This is a genomic window from Roseiarcus sp. (assembly GCF_052145395.1).
In the GTDB taxonomy this organism is placed as follows: Bacteria; Pseudomonadota; Alphaproteobacteria; order Rhizobiales; family Beijerinckiaceae; genus Roseiarcus.
In genome coordinates this window covers 1-3,146 of record NZ_JBKQOT010000675.1, presented here as the reverse complement: position 1 = coordinate 3,146, position 3,146 = coordinate 1, and the positions used below count along the sequence as shown (strand labels likewise).

The following is a 3,146-nucleotide window of genomic DNA, read 5'->3' as shown; positions in this document are numbered from 1 at the left end:
CGGATCGGGTCGGTGAGCACGTTCGGGTCGTGCGGCAGGACGACCAGCGCGTCGATGCCCTGGGTCGACAAATCTTCGAGCGCGTTCGCCTGAGCCGCCGGGTCGGGCGAAGTCTTCACGATCACCTTGAGGCCCGGATACCTTTTCTCGAGAGCCTTGGCCTCCTCCATCGCGTGGAACACGACGCCGCCGGTCCAGCCGTGATCGGCGGTCGGAACGGAGACCGCGATCGTCTTCGTCGTTTGCGCCTGGGCGGCGCCGGCCAGGAGGCCGAGGACCGCGAGGCCGATCAAAAACCGTTTCATTCTTTCCTCTCCCGCTCGTTTTGAGAGGCCGCGGCGCGAGCCCCGTCCTCCCGCTCTTTCCTCAGCGATTGCGAGACAGTCCGCGTTGCGCCAGCATCGCAATGATGATGATCGCGCCCTGAACCGCGCCGATGAGGTATTCGCTGACCACGTTCGACAGCAGCATGATGTTGCCGATGACTTCGAGAATAAGCGCGCCGGCGATCGTGCCCCAGACGCGCCCCACGCCGCCCTTGAGCCGCGTGCCGCCGACCACCACGGCGGTGATCGCCATCAGTTCCCAGCCGAGTCCGGTCGCCGCGCTGGCCGAACTCAGCCGCGGCACATAGACGATGACGGCGAGCGCGACGCAGAGGCCCTGCAGCACGTAGGTGATTGTGCGCACGCGAGCCACGTTGATGCCGGAATACCGGGCGACGTCCTCGTTCGATCCGACCGCGCGCACGTGGCGCCCGTAGGCGGTGCGGTAGAGAATGAAGGCGCCGACGATCGCGACGCCGAGGATGACCAGCACCGGATAGGGAACGCCGAACAAATCGCCGAAATAGACCTGCCGGTATGCGGCCCGGATGTCGTTGTTCCGGATGGTGATCGAGCCGCCCTGCGCCAGCCAGGTCAGCAGCGAGCGGAAAATGCCCATCGTCCCGAGCGTCACGATGAACGGCTCGATCTTGCCGAGCGTGGACGTGACGCCGTTGAAGAGTCCGCAAAGGGCGCCGACGGCGAGCGACAGCGCCATCGCGGCGAGAATAAGCAGCGTCGCGTTCTCGATCAGTCCGGAATTCAGGAACAGGATTTCGAGCCCGGCCACGAAGGCGGCCATCGCCCCGACCGACAGGTCGAGCCCCCCGCCGGTGATGACCAGCGTCTGCCCGACCGCGATGGTCGCGATGAAGGTGCTGCGCGCCAGCACGTTGGTCAGATTGTCCAAGCTGAGAAAGCGCGAATTGGCCGCCGCCCCGAGCACGCAGATGAGGCCGAGCGCCAGGAACGGCGCGACCGCGCCGAGGTTGATTCGGCGGCGCGGCGGCGCGGCCGGCGCCTCATGAACCGCCTCAGTCATACCCGCGCGTCCCCGACCTTCGCGTCCACGCCCGTCGCCAGCACCACGATCGCATGCTCCGTCATCGCCTCGCCCGCCACTTCGCCCGCGATCCGGCCGTTGCGCATGACGATGATCCGGTGACAGACCCCGATCAGTTCGGCCATCTCGGACGAAATCACGATCACCGAGCGGCCCTCCCCGGCCATGGCTGCGATAAATCGATAGATCTGCTGCTTGGCGCCGATGTCGATTCCGCGCGTAGGTTCGTCGATCACGACGACCCGCGGATTGAGCTGCATCATTTTCGCAAGCAAAAGTTTCTGCTGATTGCCGCCGGACATCTGGCCCGCAAGCAGCGACTTGTCGCCCACACGGATGTCGAAACGCTGGATCGCCGCGTCGAGCGCCCTGGCTTCCTTGGCGCGGTCGACGACCGGCCCGCGCTGGAACTGGTCGAGCGCGGCGAGCGTGAGGTTCGTCCCCAGATTCTCCTCGAGAAGCAGGCCCTTGCTTTTGCGGTCCTCGGTCAGGTAGACGGCGCCGGCCAGCATGCCGGCCCGCGCGTCCGGCCATTGCTGGGGCCGGCCGTCGAGCCGGATCTCGCCGCCGCCCCTTCTGAGGCCGAACAAGGCTTCGAAGAGTTCCGTGCGCCCGGCGCCGACAAGGCCGGAGAAGCCGAGGATCTCGCCGGGACGCACCGTGAAACTGGCGTCCTCGGCAAAACCTTCCGCGCCGAAATGGGCGACCTCGAGCGCCGGCGCGCCGGTCGGGGCGGAGGAACGCGGCGGGTAGAGCGCGAGAAGGTCGCGCCCGACCATCAGGCGCGCCATGTCGACCGGATCGAGGTCGGCGGCGGGGCGGGTCGTGACCTTCTTGCCGTCGCGCAACACTGTCACAATGTCGGCGACCGCCTTCACTTCCTCCAGCCGGTGGGAAATATAGAGGATCGCGACGCCCTTGGCCTTCAGCTCGCGAATGAGTCTCAGAAGCGCCGTCGTCTCGACCGGCGTCAGCGAAGCCGTCGGCTCGTCGAAAATGACGACGCGGTGGGAAACGGTGAGGGCCCGGGCGATCTGCGCCAGTTGCCGCTGGGCGATCGACAGCCGCTCGACCGGAAGGGTGACGGGCGCATCGACGCCGAAGACCCGCATCGCTTCGGACGCGCGGCGGTTCATCTCGCGGTCGTCGACTGTGAGTCCGCGTCGCGCCTCGCGGCCCAGAAACATGTTCTCGGCGATCGTGAGGTCGGGCGCGAGCATGATCTCCTGGTGCACGAGCACGATTCCGCGGCGTTCGGCGTCGACCGGCCCTTTCAACTCGACCGGCGCGCCATCAAGCTTCAGGAGCCCGCGAGTCGGCTGAAGATGGCCGCTGAGGATCTTCATGAGCGTCGACTTGCCTGCGCCGTTCTCGCCGATGATGGCGTGCACCTCTCCGGCGCGGACGTCGATCGACACGTCGCTCAGAACCTCGATCGGCCCAAAGGACCGGGACAGACCGACGGCTTCGAGAACGGATTGGGAGGGTCCCAAGGGGGCGCTCGGTCGATTGGAAACGGGTTGCGGCTCATTTGGCTCGCTCGGCTCAGGCATCCCCTCCCCTCCGGCGACTTGGCCGAGGCTGACATGCCAGCGAAAGCTAGCACCGCCGCGCCCGATCCGTAAAGCGGCGGCGCGCGTCGGGGGCGCAGGCGCGTCCGCTGCCGACGTGAAGCGGACCTCGCAGACCGCTAAGAGCCTGACCTGAAATTGGTTGACCGGCCTCGCGGGGTCTGATTCTCCCTGGTTTGCAACAAC

2 protein-coding genes and 1 pseudogene are annotated in these 3,146 nt (G+C 66.8%); all 3 read right to left on the bottom strand.

From position 1 onward, the window contains the following. A pseudogene (locus ACLP25_RS23145) lies at positions 1-305 on the bottom strand (ABC transporter substrate-binding protein); the annotation flags it as partial. Between the two features lie 61 nt (positions 306-366). Next, on the bottom strand, positions 367-1,368 hold the full coding sequence (locus tag ACLP25_RS23140; protein ID WP_442471484.1) for an ABC transporter permease: 1,002 nt from the start codon (positions 1,366-1,368) through the stop codon (positions 367-369). Further along, the gene (locus ACLP25_RS23135; RefSeq protein ID WP_442471483.1) at positions 1,365-2,942 is read right to left on the bottom strand and encodes a sugar ABC transporter ATP-binding protein; all 1,578 of its coding nucleotides are present in this window, start codon (positions 2,940-2,942) and stop codon (positions 1,365-1,367) included. The genes ACLP25_RS23140 and ACLP25_RS23135 overlap by 4 nt, the downstream gene beginning before the upstream one ends. Positions 2,943-3,146 lie beyond the last annotated feature (204 nt).